The sequence below is a fragment of the Eisenbergiella tayi genome, assembly GCF_001881565.1.
Lineage (GTDB): Bacteria > Bacillota > Clostridia > Lachnospirales > Lachnospiraceae > Eisenbergiella > Eisenbergiella tayi.
In genome coordinates this window covers 19367-35091 of record NZ_MPDJ01000018.1, presented here as the reverse complement: position 1 = coordinate 35091, position 15725 = coordinate 19367, and the positions used below count along the sequence as shown (strand labels likewise).

Annotated in this window: 15 protein-coding genes; 5 read left to right on the top strand and 10 right to left on the bottom strand. The window is 47.6% G+C overall.

Features of this window, described 5'->3' with window-relative positions; translation table 11 throughout:
* Window positions 1-43: 43 nt before the first annotated feature.
* The 3 genes from BLA28_RS32370 to BLA28_RS32360 all read right to left on the bottom strand — a co-directional run bounded on the left by BLA28_RS32370 (window position 44) and on the right by BLA28_RS32360 (window position 2548).
* Window positions 44-817 carry an inositol monophosphatase family protein gene (locus tag BLA28_RS32370; RefSeq protein WP_069158803.1) on the bottom strand — a complete coding sequence of 258 codons (774 nt, stop codon included), beginning with the start codon at window positions 815-817 and terminating at the stop codon, window positions 44-46.
* A gap of 113 nt (window positions 818-930) precedes the next feature.
* The gene (locus BLA28_RS32365; RefSeq protein WP_087758309.1) at window positions 931-1683 is read right to left on the bottom strand and encodes a MerR family transcriptional regulator; all 753 of its coding nucleotides are present in this window, start codon (window positions 1681-1683) and stop codon (window positions 931-933) included.
* A 217-nt stretch (window positions 1684-1900) separates the two neighbouring features.
* Window positions 1901-2548, bottom strand: coding sequence for a CatB-related O-acetyltransferase (locus BLA28_RS32360; protein WP_081330168.1), 648 nt, complete (start codon window positions 2546-2548; stop codon window positions 1901-1903).
* A 230-nt stretch (window positions 2549-2778) separates the two neighbouring features.
* Here BLA28_RS32360 and BLA28_RS34370 point away from each other — a divergent pair, with 230 nt between their 5' ends.
* On the top strand, window positions 2779-3177 hold the full coding sequence (locus BLA28_RS34370; RefSeq protein WP_009255759.1) for a zinc ribbon domain-containing protein: 399 nt from the start codon (window positions 2779-2781) through the stop codon (window positions 3175-3177).
* A gap of 65 nt (window positions 3178-3242) precedes the next feature.
* Here BLA28_RS34370 and BLA28_RS32350 read toward each other — a convergent pair whose 3' ends face one another.
* From BLA28_RS32350 to BLA28_RS32330, 5 genes are all read right to left on the bottom strand, one after another.
* Window positions 3243-3677: a DUF523 domain-containing protein gene (locus BLA28_RS32350; RefSeq protein WP_069159130.1), complete on the bottom strand. Its 435-nt coding sequence runs from the start codon at window positions 3675-3677 to the stop codon at window positions 3243-3245.
* An 87-nt stretch (window positions 3678-3764) separates the two neighbouring features.
* Window positions 3765-4655, bottom strand: a complete 891-nt coding sequence (locus tag BLA28_RS32345) for a tocopherol cyclase family protein (protein ID WP_081330167.1) — start codon at window positions 4653-4655, stop codon at window positions 3765-3767.
* 102 nt (window positions 4656-4757) lie between these two features.
* On the bottom strand, window positions 4758-6317 hold the full coding sequence (locus BLA28_RS32340) for a sialate O-acetylesterase (RefSeq protein WP_069158801.1): 1560 nt from the start codon (window positions 6315-6317) through the stop codon (window positions 4758-4760).
* Between the two features lie 138 nt (window positions 6318-6455).
* A complete protein-coding gene (locus tag BLA28_RS32335; protein WP_069158800.1) occupies window positions 6456-7910 on the bottom strand; it encodes an FAD-dependent oxidoreductase in 1455 nt (484 codons plus the stop codon).
* Between the two features lie 85 nt (window positions 7911-7995).
* The gene (locus BLA28_RS32330; protein ID WP_069158799.1) at window positions 7996-9207 is read right to left on the bottom strand and encodes an MFS transporter; all 1212 of its coding nucleotides are present in this window, start codon (window positions 9205-9207) and stop codon (window positions 7996-7998) included.
* A 156-nt stretch (window positions 9208-9363) separates the two neighbouring features.
* Here BLA28_RS32330 and BLA28_RS32325 point away from each other — a divergent pair, with 156 nt between their 5' ends.
* Window positions 9364-10254, top strand: coding sequence for an AraC family transcriptional regulator (locus tag BLA28_RS32325; RefSeq protein WP_069158798.1), 891 nt, complete (start codon window positions 9364-9366; stop codon window positions 10252-10254).
* Between the two features lie 29 nt (window positions 10255-10283).
* Here BLA28_RS32325 and BLA28_RS32320 read toward each other — a convergent pair whose 3' ends face one another.
* On the bottom strand, window positions 10284-10610 hold the full coding sequence (locus BLA28_RS32320; RefSeq protein ID WP_025485249.1) for a cupin domain-containing protein: 327 nt from the start codon (window positions 10608-10610) through the stop codon (window positions 10284-10286).
* An 838-nt stretch (window positions 10611-11448) separates the two neighbouring features.
* Here BLA28_RS32320 and BLA28_RS32315 point away from each other — a divergent pair.
* From BLA28_RS32315 to BLA28_RS32305, 3 genes are all read left to right on the top strand, one after another.
* Window positions 11449-12990, top strand: coding sequence for an ABC transporter substrate-binding protein (locus tag BLA28_RS32315; RefSeq protein WP_044966955.1), 1542 nt, complete (start codon window positions 11449-11451; stop codon window positions 12988-12990).
* 111 nt (window positions 12991-13101) lie between these two features.
* Window positions 13102-14019, top strand: a complete 918-nt coding sequence (locus BLA28_RS32310; protein WP_009255769.1) for an ABC transporter permease — start codon at window positions 13102-13104, stop codon at window positions 14017-14019.
* 17 nt (window positions 14020-14036) lie between these two features.
* Window positions 14037-14921, top strand: a complete 885-nt coding sequence (locus BLA28_RS32305) for a carbohydrate ABC transporter permease (RefSeq protein ID WP_069152328.1) — start codon at window positions 14037-14039, stop codon at window positions 14919-14921.
* A 140-nt stretch (window positions 14922-15061) separates the two neighbouring features.
* On the opposite strand, the gene BLA28_RS32300 is transcribed toward BLA28_RS32305, so the two are convergent.
* On the bottom strand, window positions 15062-15376 hold the full coding sequence (locus BLA28_RS32300) for a hypothetical protein (RefSeq protein WP_242880645.1): 315 nt from the start codon (window positions 15374-15376) through the stop codon (window positions 15062-15064).
* Window positions 15377-15725 lie beyond the last annotated feature (349 nt).

Genomic DNA, 15725 nt, shown 5'->3' with positions numbered 1-15725 from the left:
AGGACCTCCCTTCTGTTCGGCAGTTTATATAATTATTGTAGCATTAATTTATATATTGTTCTACCAGAATCTGTCCCAGACATCCATTACTTCCAACGATGTTTCCTCTTTTCCAGGGCTGCGGTCTCCTGCCTTCAAAATCAGTCACCGAACCGCCCGCTTCCTCGATGATAAGCAGTCCTGCGGCATAATCCCAGGGTTTTAAATTCATTTCAAAAAAAGCTTCCAGACGGCCGCAGGCTACAAAACAAAGTTCTATGGCAGCGGAACCTATGCGGCGGATATCCTGGCAGTCCAGGAATACCTTTTTGAAGATTTCAAAATTCCGATCCGCATATTCATGCTCATAAGGTGTTGTCCCGATGGAGATGAGGCTTTCCGCCATCGATGCGGCGGAGCTGACATGAATGGGCTTTTGGTTCAGACAGGCCCCTTCCCCTCTGACAGCGTGGAAAACCTCGCCGGAAAACGGCTGGTAAACCACTCCGCAGATCATTTCTCCTTTGTCGCAGAGTCCAAGGGATACCGCACTGTTCCTGAAATCGTGAATCAGGTTTGTGGTGCCGTCCACCGGATCCAGGATCCAGAATGTTCCGTCAAAATCAATGTCGCTGTTATCCTTTTCCTCTCCCATAAACTGGAAGTCCGGCCATTCCTCCCGCAGTCTTTCTTTCAGGAATTCCTGTACCTGGTAATCCACCTGTGTGACGTAATCTGAAACTCCCTTCACCGTTACCTGAGACGCCGCCTCTTCATTGGTAAAAAAATACTGTGTTTCCATAACAAGCTGAATCAGCTTTTCCATATCTATTTTCATTTCATTCCCTCGCTTTCTTATCCCAGAATAACACAAGTCCGCGGGATAGAAAATATCCTGCGGACTTTTTGATGGAATTATGACAGCTGCTCTCAAATGGATATGCGGGTTGGTTACTTCCTGTCCTTTTTATTGCGGACATAGCAGGCGATTCCCTGAGACATCAGCTCCGCCGTGCCTTCGCCGAAGCGGTCGATATTCTGTCGGAACCGTTCATCTGAGGTGTACATCAGGCCAAGGCCTTCCAGGATCTCATCTGTACAGTCGTAATAGCTGCTGCTGATATAAGCCTGCCATCTGGCGGCAAGTTCCTGCACCTCCCCTGATTCCGGGGACAGGCCGCGGCAGTCTGCAAAAGCCTGCATGATGGAATTTCCTTTTTGTGTCAGTTCCTCCCATTCAGCCGAGCCATAGCTGTCGGTCCGCTTTTTGCTTTCTTTATAGGCCTGTGTTCCTCCCCAGCGTTCTTCGGCCTCCTGTGCGTATTTTTCTTTGCAGCGTTCAATTTCTTCTTTATTAAATTCCCGGAAACTCATTTCTGCATTTCCCTCCATTCTTCGTTTTGTCAGATCAATAAGGCGTTCCAGGCGTTCTTTTTTCTTTGTCAGAAGTTCATGCTGCGCCCGCAGCGCCTCCTTCCGGTCAAAGGAAGGGGAATCCAGCATATCCTTAATCTGTGCCAGGGTAAAATCCAGCTCCCGGAAGAAAAGGATCTGGGAAAGGCGTTCCAAATCTTTTTCCCCGTATAAACGGTATCCGGTATCCGTCACCGTCTCCGGACGCAGCAGACCGATCTGATCGTAATAGTGAAGGGTACGTACGGTAACCCCTGTCAGTTTGGCCGCTTCATTAATTTTTATCTGCATTCCTTTTTCCTTCCTTCTTTATTCTCATAGCCGGCTTGTATGGAATAAGTGTAGTGTAAACTATGACGCTGCGTCAAAGTCAAGTTTTTTTGCAGGAGGCTAAAATATTTTCATAGAAAAAATTTCAGAGAAGCTTTATTTCCTTCCGTCCATGGAGAAAAAGAGAGCTTTCACAGCTAAACCTGCTGAAAAAGCTCTCTGTACTGCTTACCGTCTCTTACAATTTTCCAAAGGCCTCAGCCAGTTCCTTCACATCCCCATTTCTGATAACAGGCAGAAGCCGCCTGAGCTGTTCCTGCGGCAGATCCCACCACCGCATGGCCTCCAGCAGTTCTATGGTATCCTGATCATACCTTTTACGGATTGGTTTCGCCGGAATGCCTCCCACAATCGTGTAAGGCTCCACATCTTTGGTAACGACGGCTCTCGTTCCGATGATCGCCCCGTCCCCTATGCGGACACCGGAAAGTATGACCGCCTCATAACCTATCCAGACATCATTGCCTATTACAATATCACCCTTATTATCCCACGCTTTTGCAACCTCCGATATGGGTAAATCCCACTCCTCAAAAAACAGAGGAAAAGGATAGGTTGACAGAGATGTCATGGTATGGTTGGCACTTGTAAAAATGAACTTTGCCCCGCAGGCAATGGAGCAGAACCTGCCGATGATTAGGCGGTCTTTATTAATCGGATAGTGATAAAGTACGTTATTCTTTTCAAAATCGACAGGGTCATTAACGAAATCATTGTACATCGTATATGCGCCTATCTCTATTGCAGGGTCTGTTACCACTGCATCCAGGTACACGGTCTGTTTATCCATGGTACGCGGATATATTTTCTTTGCCGGAATAGTCATTTTTAATCCTCCTGTAATTGAATATTATCTGTGCTATTCCGGCTGCTGCAATGCAAAGCCTCATTTTTTCACCTGCTTTCCATATAATTTTACATTCTCTTTCGCAATTATGTCATAAAATTCAAGTAGAAATAATCTCCTATATGTAGTAAAATAATTATAGCCTGAAAATGGTTGTAATATGATATATTTCCTATGATAAAATAAATTCTTATGAGGAGGAATTTAAAATGGCTTTAATTAAATGTCCTGAATGTGGTAAAGAAATCAGTGACAAAGCTAAAGTTTGTATTAACTGCGGCTGTCCATTAGAAGAAGTATCAACCACCGGTATTGTCAGAATTAAAATGCCTAACAATATTGTTGAAGGCCTTGTGGGTTTGTTTTCTTCCCGCAGAGCTGTCGTACAAGATAAAACCGGCAAGATATTGTGGGAAGGCAAACATGGGGAAAATGCCAGTTTTAGTGTAGATGGTCCCACAAGTATAAACATTGATCTTGGCGGTTGGGCAAATAACACAGAAGGAACTGTAGAACCACGAAGAAAGTATTCCTTAGTACAGGATATGGGTGTACATATGTTAGCCACATTCAGAATCACTGAAGTAGATGTAATAGATGCAGATTAATTTGTAATATAATTATAGTCAAACAAGGGGGGAAGGCAGAGATGCTTTTCCCCTTAATTATTATATTATAATTCTTTTATTTTCTCTGTTTCCGTTTCTCCCAGCACAGCGATTCCTTCTTCTATCAACAGCCGTGCAAGAATACCGTTTCCCTCAGTCATTCCGCCGTCAAACCTGCCGTTATGTATCCTGCCATGACCGCAGGCAGGACTGCGTTCTTTGAGGACAGCCGCTTTGCAGTCAAAAAAACGGGCCAGCTTAAGCACTTCCCGGGCGCCCTTTTCATATTGGAGAGTAACGTCCTCCCCTTCCCGATTCACCACCCAGCCATCCCGGATTTCTGCCGGAGGCCGGGGAGTGGTCAGCCCTCCGTACACTTCCGGACAGACCGGTATCAAATGATGTTTTTTCTTCAGTTCCTCCAGTTCAGGAAGCAGGCAGCCTGTTCCGTCATACCGGCAGCTTACTCCCAGCAGACAGGCGCTGACAAGAATATTCATAGTTCTTTTCTCCTTTGGATTCCGGCCTTTTCCTCTATTATAGCTTTCTCTTTTTGTTTCGTCCAATATTTTCCCGCTCTTTTTCAGCTACGTCTCCATACTGCTTCCGGTGATAAATTCAGCGCTTCCCGCTCCCACATGATCAAACAGCAATTTACCGTTTTTCCAGAAGCGGCACCAGACCTTACAGACCAGATTTTCTTTTACAAGCCTGTCCATACTGCCTTTTTCCGGCGCTTTCAGCTTCTGCCCGCCATGCCCCTGCACGCGGAGATATAAAAGCATATTTCCCTGTTTGAGCAAAACCTCCCGTTCCCCGAACCGGAGTATTTTCACTCCGAGGTACGTTGCCAGACGGTATTCCTTTCCGCCGAAATAGACGAAAGCGATACAGCCCGGGAAATGGCATCCTGCCAGAGGGATATCCGCCACGGAAACCATAACGCTGCATTCCTGCCTGTCATACCAGCCGCACTGGCTCCAGAAATAATAAGAGGGGAAGGAGCACCCGCAGTCCTTTTCCGCATAGCCTCTGCCGCCATGGAAATTGATACTGTCTCCATTGATCTGAATGCTGCCTTTCGTCTTATGACTCATGCTCACCACGCCATGTCTGCACTGCAGAAAAGGGATAAAACGGAAGGGGCCCATGATATCCCCCTTTAATGGGGCAATGTTTCCAAAGGCAATCCTGCCCTCAATTTTAACCGGTTTGCCGTCTTTTTTTCCGATAAGGTTCACACGGAAGCCTTTTGGAGAAAAATAATTGTTTTCAATCTGAATCGTATCCTTCTTGTCGGACAGACGCACCGTATCCAGGGGAAAATCAAAATTCCAGGCATTATCTTCGGTAATGACCTGAATGGAAGCCGTCCCCTTACCATCCCCTGATAAATGAACAGCAGGAATAAAAGCAACCGCCTGGCCGCCTTTTTCCTGCTTGTAATACCAGCCTTTAAAAAACCCTTTTCTGTACATAGACACCTCCGCATAATACGTCCTGCCGATCAGGATTCCCTGATCTGTGATTTTTTATGCAGGTGAGTCTGTAAGCACATAAGTCCCGGCCGTTTTCCCTTTTTACAGTTCACAGTAAAAAGGCTTCATGGGCAGATCCGCAGAATTATAAATACGCACCCTGACATAGGGAACCTGTGCAAAGGAAACCGCACATTTTTCTTCGGACAGGGATGGCACATGCAGTATCACTTCGCTTCCCCACAGGCGCACTTCCCCGATTTCCAGCGGTTTTTCTCCCTGAAGCACCAGAAAGCCGTCCTTCATTTCCCGGGGGCCTGTCAATGGGGAGGGAAGTTCTGCTTCCGGTTCCGCCTCCGGCGTTTTTTCCTTTCTCCACAGTCCGACTCCGGCATGGGCAAAATGAAGGATTATTTTCTTTCCCTTTCTTTCCGCTCCCAAAAGTGCAGGAGGTTCGCACAGAAGCTCCTCCTTATAGACTTTTCCTCTCGCCAGCAGGGCAAGGCGCTCACCCACTTCCTTCTTATGTTTTGGATGGATGTCCTCATACATTCCCAGATCCATGACAGAGGTCATATAGGCGCCGGGAACCCTCCGGCTCACCATTTCCTGCCTGCGCCTTAATTCCGGATACTTTTCTCCCGTCCCTCCCAGCCAGGTACCGTAGGGAGCCAGCTGGACAAACAAAAACGGAAGCTCCTGACAGAAGCTTTCCCTCCAGCAGCCTATCATGGCCTCGAAAAGCCTGTCGTATATATCCGCATGTCCTTCATCCGATTCTCCCTGATACCAGAGAACACCCCGCGCCCCGCAGGGAATGATTGTCTCAAGCATCTGATGGTACAGCCCGCCGGGCCGTCCCACATTATAGGGGCCCATGGGATTCTCCGGCGCTTCTTCCTGGTTTTCCTGCCACTCCTTCTGTTCCTTCAGGCTGAAGCCATACATAACCTTCGCCCATTCTTCCCTATGTTCTTTGGAATCCTCCAAAGCAAAAGCCTCCACGGAAGCTTTTTTCAGCGCTTCCGGATCCTTTCCCTCGATAGCGGCTTTATATTCTTCCAGATAAATATCCAGGGGAGCCTCCTGAAGACATTCCTCCTTCATCCAGGTGGAGGCGCTGGTACCGCCCCAGTTACAGCCGATAATGCCCACCGGGACCTTCAGTATCGGCTGAATGCTTCTGGCAAAGGAATAACCGGGCGTGGAAAAATAGGGCCAGGCCTTATCCCCTTCCCTGAACCAGTAACCGCATTCAGAAACGTCTTTTTCATGTCCGGGATACGCCAGCCGGGGAACATTGAACATATGGATTTCCGGATTGCTTTCCGCTGTTTTCATAGTTTCCCAGTCAGCGTCATAGCAGAGGAAATATTCCATATTGGACTGGCCGCCGGCAATCCATACCTCCCCGACTGAAATGTCCTGAATCTTTATAGTCTCACCGCCGCAGGTGACCGTCATGGTAAGCCCGCGGGCCGCTTTCTTCGGCGGGAGCACGCATTTCCACTTTCCATCCTTCACCCGGCTGACCGCCCGGCTTTCCTCCAGGACAACCGTAACCTCCGCGCCTTCAGGTCCCTCTCCCCAGACCGGAATTTCCTTATCCCGCTGCAGGACACAGCCATCCTGAAATAAAATGCCTGTTTTTATCTGTTCCATCTGTTCCTTCCTCCCACATATTTATTCTCCTGTTATTATAGCAATACTTTCTTTCCGTGAACAGAAGAATTCACAGCGGTTCATCCGGCCGCTCTTTTGCCCTGCCGCTCCTGCCGTTGTTTTGTACCGGCCGTCCTGTCAGGACTCCCACACCAGACCGATTCCTTCCTGGGCCGGGCCGTCCAGCACCCGGCCTTCATAGTCGAACCGGGAACCATGGCAGGGGCAGTCCCAGCTTTTCTCATCCGGATTCCAGGTAAGCTCACAGCCCAGATGAGGGCATCTTGCCGTAACCAGGTGAAGCGCCCCTTCCTCATCCCGGTATGCACCGATCTTTCCTTTTCCGTATTCCACCAGATGTCCCTCTCCCGGTTCCAAATCCTCCAGATATTCACCTGCCGTTACCTTTTTCCTGCCCACATATCCTTTCAGGGAACAGCCTGCCTGTTTCGCAAGATTTACGGCTCCGTTCCAGCCAAGCCGGGAAGGCGTGAACAGATTTACATATGGATTTTCCTTTCCGGTAATCAAATCCGTGAGCAGCCGGGCGGATACCATGGAATGGCTCATGCCCCATTTGCCGAATCCCGTCGCCACATACCATTCCGGCGTCTGCGTAGAAAAACGTCCGATATAAGGAATGCCGTCCAGCGTCATGCAGTCCTGGGCCGACCAGGCCGCTTCCTCCCTGCATTCCGGCCAGAACCGGCGGGCGTCCTCCCGCAGCCTGTCGTATCTGCCTCCGTCATTGCCGCCTGTCCGGTGATTGCAGCCGCCAAGCAGAACGAGCTCCTGCCCTTTATGGGATAATCCCCGGAAGGAACAGCCTTCCTCTTCCACCCCATAATACATCCCCTTCATACTCCCCGCGCCGGAGAGTGCCAGACAATAGCTTCTTTCCTGATGCATCCTGGCAAAATAATACCCGGGCTTATTCAAAAACGGAAAGTGGCCCGCGAATATGATGTGCTCTGCCGTCACTTCCCCTCCGGCCGTTGTGATCACTTTTTCTTCCACTTTCTTCACTTCCGAATTCTCATAAATGGTCAGTTTTTCCGCAATTTTATAAAGAAAATCCAACGGAGAAAAACAGGCGCAGCCATTTACCCGGACTCCGCCTTCCACAGGAAAAGGCAGTTCGGTTTCGGTAACAAATTCCGCAGGAAGGCCGAGCTTCACCGCCGCCTGCGCCTCCTTTTCCAGAACCTCCCGATCCCGTGTGCTGTAAACACAGGAAAACGTATCCTGCCAGTCACAGCTGATCCCCATCCTCTCCACAAGCTGCCTGTATTCCTCTATGGCTGTCTGATTGGCTTTCGCATACAGCTCCGCCCGCTCCATGCCCAGGCTTGATATCAGGCCGTCAAAGATCAGCCCATGCTGGGCTGTAATCTTGGCCGTGGTATTTCCCGTCTGTCCCTCTCCGATATGCCCGGCCTCCAAAAGTATGGTCTTTATCCCGGCTTCCTGTAGGAAAAAGGCGGTCAGGATGCCCGCCATCCCGCCGCCTATCACCGCCGCTTCTGTTTGTATATGCCCGGAAAAAGCCAGCTTTTCCGGGTTATGGTTCATTTTTCTCCAGATAGAATCCATGCCGTACCTCTTCTTAGTTTCGTCAGAATATTTGCTCAGACTTCACTTATGTAGGATGCCAGCTTTTCCGGGATTCTATTCTTTTTTATTTATTAGTCATTTTTTTACATAACCGGAGCCCTGCCAGCAGCAGCAGAGGGAAAATGATGGCGGCGAGCAGTCCGGCCGTCAGCCTTCCGTCAAAGGCATCCGATATCATTCCCACCAGCGTGGGGCCGGAAGAACAGCCCAAATCACCGGCCAGCGCAAAATACGCAAACATGGCAGTTCCGCCCTTGGGGCATTTTTCCGCCGCAAGGCTGAAGGTTCCGGGCCACATAATTCCCACGGACAGGCCGCAGAGGCCGCAGCCAACCAGCGCCAGAACCGGAACCGGGGAAAGGGATGCAAGCAGGTAGCTTACCACGCACAGCGCGCCGCTACCGGTCATGAATACAATCAAATTTATTTTTTCACTGAACTTGGCGTAAAATGCCCTGGATATTCCCATAAAAACCGCAAACATGCATGGCCCCGCCAGATCGCCGACCGTTTTGGACACCTTCAGCCCGGACTCCGCAAAGGCCGATGCCCATTGGCTCATAGCCTGCTCCGATGCTCCCGCGCATACCATGAGAAGGGCAAATATCCAGAACAGCTTGCCGGAAAGCAGCTCTTTTACAGACATGCTGTCCCCTCCTTCGTTCAGGGAACGAACCGGTACAAGACAGAAATATACCGCGTTCAGCAGGGGAACCAACGCCCATATAAAACTGAGGATTCTCCAGTTATGTACTCCGGCCAGGGCGAAAAACAGGGTAGAAATCAGGATAACGCCCACATGTCCCCAGCAGTAAAAAGAATGAAGCAGGCTCATTGCCGCCGACTTCTGATCAAAGGGGCAGGCCTCTACGATAGGGCTTATCAGCACCTCGATCAGCCCCCCGCCAATTGCATAGAAGAAAATGGCGGCCAGCATCCCCACATAGGGATCCGGCAGAAGATCCGGAAAGATTCCAAGACCTGCCAGGCCCAGGGCGGCAAAGACATGGGCAATGATAATCGAGGTTTTATAACCAATCCGATCCACGAAGCGGGGGGACAGCAGATCCACCACCAGCTGAATACCGAAATTAATGGTGACCAGCAATGTTATTTTTTCAAGGGAAATCCCGTAAGAAGCAATAAATGTGGTAAAAAGAAGGGGGACAAAGTTATTTACAATGGCCTGGGTGATATAGCCCAGATAGCTGGCATATAGGGTATGCCGGTAGCTTTTCAATACCGATTTTTTTCCGCTGACAACATAGTTTTCCATGGCTCTAATCTCTCTTTCCAGTCTCTTCTGTCAATATGCTTGTAAAGTGTCCGACAATTTAGTATTATAAAGTCACTGAAAATATAAAAATAGCGTTTTTTAGTCATAGTAAGTGCATATTTTATAATTATCCGGTCATTATGGGGGATTTTCTCAATGAAACCAGTCAATATAGAAATCGGGGCCGATTTACAGGAATTAACAAAGCATGGCTCCAGGGCTTTTCCTTTTCAGGATTATCTGGATGATCTATCCTTATATCCTGCCGGCTATATTCCCTGGCATTGGCACAGGGAATTTGAATTCACCGCGGTAGTGTCCGGCCAGGCATCCTTTCTGACCGCATCGGATTCCTGTCTTTTGAAGGAGGGCGACGGCCTTTTTATCAATTCTGACGTCCTCCACAGCATTGTTCCTGTGGATTGTGAAAACTGTATCATGCATAATTTCGTCTTCGTTCCGGAGCTTCTGCAGTCGTCTCCTGACAGTCTTGTCATGGAAAAATACCTGCTCCCCCTGATGCGGAACAAAAGCTTTTCCAGCTGTATTTTTCATGGGGATATTTCCTGGGAGGCGGAATGTGTCCGCATTATGGAGTCCCTGTATGAAGAATCGCAGAAAAAAGGATACGGCTTCGAATTGATGGTTCAAAGCCATATCCTCTCTCTGTTTCATAACCTTGCCGTCCACAGGCCTTCTGCCTTCGCACCGATGCAAAGCGGAGGAAGGGATGTGGAGCTCCTGAAGGAAATGCTGCATTTTATCGATCTCCATTATATGGATCCCATTACGCTGAAAGAACTTGCCTCGTCCTTTCATATCAGCGAAAGCACCTGCAGCCGCCTGTTCCGGAAACATCTTTCGGTGTCTCCAATCACCTACCTTCTGACCTATCGCATTGAAAAGAGTCTGCCCCTTCTTTCCGATACCCGGCAGACGGTTACGGAAATCGCCTATGCCTGCGGCTTTCACAGCGCCAGCTATTATTGTAAATTTTTCAAACAGGTTAAAGGGATATCTCCGCGCAGCTTCCGCCGACTGACCTGAAAAAGCGGGAGCAGTATCTGCTGCCGCAATCAGTCAAGTATGATTAACGCCATGAAAACCAGATCGGTATCACCGGTATTCACAAGGCCATGGCCGCAGCCGTCGGGTGTAAAGGTTATATCTCCGGCTTTTACAGGACGTACTGTGCCGTTATCGTCATAATCGCCGGTACCGGACAGAATATAATAGGTTTCACTTTCATTATGGTGCTCATGATAGCCGAGAGTGCAGCCCGGTTCGATTACTACCTCGGCATAGAGCCCGCACTTTCCGTTCAGTTCCTTTTCTCCAAGGATATGTTTAATGATCACATGTCCTTTTCCGCCGCACATATTCTCGATCGTTTCTACTTTCATCATCTGTTGCCTTCCTTTCATGTGTTGTTCAACAGTTTCCTGGTATTTCCCTTTTTGCGGGAAAAAGACAAAGAGAGCTCCTGAATAAACCTCCGCCTTCAGAAACCCTCTTTTATCTTCAAGGGGAAATATATCATATGAGGAAGGAAATGGCAATCGGAAATTTTGTTGGGGTTTGTGTTACACAAAAATTTCTTTTGCCAGCTTCAGCTGTCTTCTGATTTCTGATACTCTTATATTCGCAATTTAATACCATATTCAGTTTAACGATGCAAGCGGCAAACTTTTACAAAGTTTAGCTATATTTTTTGTTTAATTATCCCAAAATTACGAAACCATGCTCATTTTATATTGACAAATGTTACAATGCTAACACATTATATAATATAAATTTAGTTTAACGATAAATATAAAAAATAAACAGGAATGCGGATCGCCTATTAACAGGCAACTGAACAACAGCAAAATTCAGGGTTGATTCATCCATTGTAAGGGTGTTTGACTTGAAAAATCAAAGAGTACACAGAAAAAGGGGGAGGATTTTACACAAACAAATTGGTTTAACTAACGTTATGGAAAGGGGGAGGATAAGAAAGATGGTGAAACAGATGTCCGGACTTTTTTACAGTGGGCAATCTGTTAGAGCAGACCTTCGAAAATATCTATGATGTATCTGACAGTAATCACACATATCTGAAATGCAGGGAACAATAATTGGAATCCTTTTTCAGACGGTTTACAGTTCAGGGGACCAATATACAATATCCTGCATGACGGCATACTGCCCTTGGAGAGGGGCGTTAATAACTACTACTAATCTTACAAGGAGTGGCGTAAAATGAGTAAATTTTGGAAACGGAGTGCTGCAGTTCTGTTGGCAGGCGTCCTGACAGCAAGTTTAGCTGCATGCGGCAGCACCAGTACAGGCAGTACAGGAAATTCAGATAATGCAAACTCTTCCACGGAAGACAAAAGCGCCGGAAATACCGGCAGCACTGAGAATACAGGTGATATTGTAAAGCTTGTTGTCTGGGGCGTCGGCACTGCCGATACAGAAGATTGTAAAGAAGTTGCCGCTGCCATCAGCGAAATCACCCGGGAGAAAATCGGGGTTGAAATCGAACTGGTTCGCGGTCAGGATGCAGAACAGATCAATCTGGCGCTCACCTCCGGCGAGCCTATCGACCTTCTGAATTACAATAATGTTGCCGGTCAGCTGGCTACTATTGTCCGCAATAACTATGCAACACCTCTGGATGACCTTGTTGAAAAATATGGACAGGGCGCTCTCGGAGTAATCAATCCTGTGGATTTGGATGCCTGTCGGTTCGGCGGCGTACTCTATGCCCTCCCCGACATGAAGGATACTTCCCGTTCTGCCGGTTTCTCCATGCGTAAGGACATCGTGGATGCGCTGGGCATTGAAGTTCCTGAAATGGGCACCTACGATGATATGTACAAAATCCTGACTCAGGTTCATGAAGCTTATCCGGATATGTATCCTCTGGTTCCTACATGGAGCGCCGGCGGTATGCAGGAAACTCTGCCTGTTGATCCCTTGGGCGATAACATGGGTGTTCTGGAGAATGCTTTTGATGACAGCACCACAGTCGTGAATTATTATGCTACGGACAGCTATCGTAACTTCTGTAAAATGATGTACAAATGGAATCAGGAAGGCCTGATCATGCCTGATGCCACCACAACTACAGAGAACAACCTGCTCTCCGGCAATGGTTTTGCCATGTTCGAGAACTGGAAACCCGGCAAGGAGCTGGAAAACTATAAGTCCAACGGTAAAGAAGTCGTATTCATGAAGGTGATCGAGCCCTACAAATATACCGATGTTTCCAACGGCAATTCTCTCATCATTCCTTTCAGTTCCCCTCATCCTGAGAAGGCAATGGAGCTGTGGAACCTGATGTATACCGACCCTGAGATATCCAACCTGTTTATCAATGGTATTGAAGGCAAGCATTGGGAATATACCGATGACACCAAGACCTTTATCACTACTCCTGAAGGTGTTGACCCTAACGCCAGCGGTTATTCTTCCGTTGACTGGGGATGGCCTAATCAGCAGCTCACACCTATCTGGAAGGGCGGCGAGGCTGATTTGTGGGAACAGCTTAACAAGTTCAATGAAAGCGGCGTTGCCAGCCCTGCTCATGGTTTTTCCTGGGACAGCAATCCCGTACTGAATCAGGTTACCGCCTGCAACAATGTAATTTCCGCATATCACACCGCTCTGCGCTGGGGTGCTATGGATCCCGATGAAAACCTTCCCAAGTTTATTGCAGAACTGGAAAGCGCCGGAATCAATGATATCATTGCAGAAAAACAGAAGCAGCTGGATGAATTCCTGGCCAGTAAAAAATAAGCTTTAAAACAGGCATCTATATGAATCATGAAGCAAAAGGAAGGCGGGTATGGGAAGCTCCCAGCCCGCCTCTTCTTTACATAATATCAAATCTACGATGGAGGAATGAATATGAAGAAAGTCGGAAAAACGATGAAGCGTTTCTGGCCCCTTTATTTGATGTTCATGCCCGGCGTTATCTATCTGTTTATCAACTGCTACATTCCCATGTTCGGTATCCAGATCGCTTTCCGGCAGTATAATGCCAGAGACGGCATCTATGGCAGTCCGTGGTGCGGATTTAAAAATTTTGAATTTCTGTTCCGTACAAACGATGCCTTCATCATGATCCGGAACACCCTGCTCTACAATCTGGTGTTTATTACACTGGGGACTGTACTGGCTGTTGCGGTAGCTATTATTCTCAACGAAATCCGCAGCAAAAAAGCCAAGCAGCTGTACCAGACCGTAATCCTGATCCCTTATTTGATTTCCATGGTTATCGTCAGCTATCTGGCATTTGCATTCCTGAGCACCAGTAATGGCTATATCAACAACTCCCTTCTGGCGGCTTTTGGAGCAAAGCCTATCGACTGGTACAACAGCCCGAAATATTGGCCGTTCATTCTGGTGATTGTCAATATCTGGAAGGGCCTGGGATATAACATGATCCTGTATTATGCCACCATCTGCGGCATTGATCATACTTTGTATGAAGCTGCTGTGGTAGACGGCGCCAACCGTTGGCAGCAAATTTGGAACGTCACACTGCCCGGACTGAAATCTACAATTATCATTTTGACTCTGATGGCTATGGGCGGTATCTTCCGCTCCGATTTTGGTCTGTTCTATCAGGTACCCCAGAATTCCGGTCCCCTGATCAGCGTGACCCAGACCATCGACACCTATGTATACCGAGGCCTGATGCAGACCAACAACATCGGTATGTCTTCCGCAGCAGGCGTATATCAGTCCGTTGTAGGATTCATACTGGTAGTAACCGCCAACTTCATTGTCCGCAAGGTGGATAATGAAAGCTCCCTGTTTTAAGAAGGAGGTAGCAGATTATGGTAGAAAATGGAAAAGGGTTCCAAATTTTTGCCCACATCCTGCTGAGTTTTCTCATTATATGCGCGATTGCGCCTTTCATCCTGTTGATTATGTCCTCCTTCACCGAGGAACAGACTCTGATTACGAACGGCTATAGCTTTTTTCCTGCAAAATTCAGCACCTATGCCTATGAGTATCTGTTTACGAAATCCGCCGCAGTGGTCCGCGGCTATGGCATTTCTTTTCTGGTGACTCTGATCGGTACGATATGCAACCTGCTGTTCACCACCTTGTATGCTTATCCGCTCTCCCGTAAGGAGCTGCCGGGCCGGAATATATTTGCCTTCTATCTGTTCTTCACCATGCTGTTTTCCGGCGGCCTGGTACCCTCTTACCTGATGTGGACTCAATCCTTCCATATCCGCAACACTATATTCGCTCTGCTTATCCCCAATCTGCTGATGAGCGCTTTCAACGTCATCATGATGCGGACCTATTTCTCCGCCAACATCCCTGATGCCGTCATTGAGGCGGCCCGGGTAGACGGTGCAAATGAATTTAAAATTCTCTTCGGTATTGTTCTTCCTATGGCCCTGCCTATCATCGCCACAATAGGTCTGCTGGTTGGGCTGGCTTATTGGAATGACTGGATGAACGGTCTGTATTATCTTAACGACGACCGAATGTACAGTATCCAGGTATTGCTGATGAACATCCAGCGAAATCTCGATTCTCTGCGGCAGCAGGCACAGTCGGGCGGCAATATAAACACCGCCGACCTTCCTTCTACCTCGGTTCGCATGGCTCTGACTGTAATGGGTGTTCTGCCGATTATGATTATTTATCCTTTCCTTCAGAAGTACTTCGTCAAAGGCATTGCCATTGGCGCCGTAAAGGGTTAAATATAAACAGTGGCTTAATTAAATATTGTGAAAGGGAAAGTCCAGAACGCATAAAACGCCGGGACTTTCCCTTTTTTTGTTTAAGCTTTAATCCTATACATATTTTTAACTTCGGCTGTCATATAAAAAAGAAGACATAACTATTCTGTGCTTCCGCTATACTTCTGCAAATACCCTTCGGCTTCTTCCCGGCTCAAAGAAAACCTCTTCATCAGTTTCTGCAATATCTGCTCTCCGGTCTTTTTCTCTTCCAGATTGTCCAGTATGAAAGCTTCAATCCCTTCATTTCTTCCCTCAGCACGGCCTTCAGTACGGCCCTCCGAACGACCCTCTTCACGTTCCTGCACTTTTTCTTCCCATGCCTGCATATATCTCACTCCCATCTCTTCACTGGCTTTTATTTTAGAAATGTGTTCATGTATTTTCCAGACGGCATCACTCCCTGTTTTTAACATGGTTTCTTCATCCGTCTTCTCGGCATATTCCAGAAAACCGACCAGTTCCGCTCCAACCTCTTCTAATTGCGTCAGTCATAATAAAAAAGCACCGTTACTCTTTTGCATTGCCGATATACTTCTGCAAATACCCTTCGGCTTCTTCCCGGCTCAAAGAAAATCTCTTCATCAGTTTCTGCAATATCTGCTCTCCCGTCTTTTTCTCTTCCAGATTGTCCAGTATGAAAGCTTCTAAAGTGTACCCCTTGTCAAGGACAAATTTAAGAAGAAGGGATACTATGTTCTGAATAGATATTGTTATATTTCTTCTTCCTTTTCTGGTTCATTTATTATTCCTCTAAGAGGATAA

What these genes read in the sequence shown, in the direction of transcription:
- BLA28_RS32345 (WP_081330167.1), bottom strand. Translation starts at nt 4,655, where the DNA reads ATGTACAGAAAAGGGTTTTTTAAAGGCTGGTATTACAAGCAGGAAAAA.
- BLA28_RS32350 (WP_069159130.1), bottom strand. Translation starts at nt 3,677, where the DNA reads ATGAATATTCTTGTCAGCGCCTGTCTGCTGGGAGTAAGCTGCCGGTAT.
- BLA28_RS32325 (WP_069158798.1), top strand. Translation starts at nt 9,364, where the DNA reads ATGAAACCAGTCAATATAGAAATCGGGGCCGATTTACAGGAATTAACA.
- BLA28_RS32370 (WP_069158803.1), bottom strand. Translation starts at nt 817, where the DNA reads ATGAAAATAGATATGGAAAAGCTGATTCAGCTTGTTATGGAAACACAG.
- BLA28_RS32340 (WP_069158801.1), bottom strand. Translation starts at nt 6,317, where the DNA reads ATGGAACAGATAAAAACAGGCATTTTATTTCAGGATGGCTGTGTCCTG.
- BLA28_RS32310 (WP_009255769.1), top strand. Translation starts at nt 13,102, where the DNA reads ATGAAGAAAGTCGGAAAAACGATGAAGCGTTTCTGGCCCCTTTATTTG.
- BLA28_RS32320 (WP_025485249.1), bottom strand. Translation starts at nt 10,610, where the DNA reads ATGAAAGTAGAAACGATCGAGAATATGTGCGGCGGAAAAGGACATGTG.
- BLA28_RS32365 (WP_087758309.1), bottom strand. Translation starts at nt 1,683, where the DNA reads ATGCAGATAAAAATTAATGAAGCGGCCAAACTGACAGGGGTTACCGTA.
- BLA28_RS32335 (WP_069158800.1), bottom strand. Translation starts at nt 7,910, where the DNA reads ATGGATTCTATCTGGAGAAAAATGAACCATAACCCGGAAAAGCTGGCT.
- BLA28_RS32360 (WP_081330168.1), bottom strand. Translation starts at nt 2,548, where the DNA reads ATGACTATTCCGGCAAAGAAAATATATCCGCGTACCATGGATAAACAG.
- BLA28_RS32300 (WP_242880645.1), bottom strand. Translation starts at nt 15,376, where the DNA reads ATGTTAAAAACAGGGAGTGATGCCGTCTGGAAAATACATGAACACATT.
- BLA28_RS32315 (WP_044966955.1), top strand. Translation starts at nt 11,449, where the DNA reads ATGAGTAAATTTTGGAAACGGAGTGCTGCAGTTCTGTTGGCAGGCGTC.
- BLA28_RS32305 (WP_069152328.1), top strand. Translation starts at nt 14,037, where the DNA reads ATGGTAGAAAATGGAAAAGGGTTCCAAATTTTTGCCCACATCCTGCTG.
- BLA28_RS34370 (WP_009255759.1), top strand. Translation starts at nt 2,779, where the DNA reads ATGGCTTTAATTAAATGTCCTGAATGTGGTAAAGAAATCAGTGACAAA.
- BLA28_RS32330 (WP_069158799.1), bottom strand. Translation starts at nt 9,207, where the DNA reads ATGGAAAACTATGTTGTCAGCGGAAAAAAATCGGTATTGAAAAGCTAC.